Raw genomic sequence first — 316 nt, forward strand, 5'->3', positions numbered from 1 at the left:
GTTTGTTTTGATGGTCGCAACCTTATTCTTTGGTTCAGAATTAAAAGGAGCGCGGCGGTGGATTCGTGTGTTTGGTTTTTCTGTACAAGCTTCAGAGTTTATGAAGCCAGCTTTTGTGGTTATGTCAGCTTGGCTTTTTTCGGAACAGATACAGCGTAGGAGTATTTCCGGTTACACGTTAGCTACTGCACTTTATGCTTTTTGCTGTGTGCTTCTTGTTCTACAGCCTGATATTGGTCAAACATTTTTAATAAGTGCAACATGGGGTGGTTTGTTTTTTGTTGCTGGTGTATCCCTTACCTTTATTTTCTTATTT

1 protein-coding gene is annotated in these 316 nt (G+C 39.9%); it reads left to right on the forward strand.

Features of this window, described 5'->3' with window-relative positions; translation table 11 throughout:
- The coding region (locus tag ACFIK8_RS11955; RefSeq protein ID WP_375669554.1) for an FtsW/RodA/SpoVE family cell cycle protein at positions 1 to 316 on the forward strand (316 nt) is incomplete at both ends.

This window comes from Bartonella sp. MR168JLCBS, from assembly GCF_042194175.1.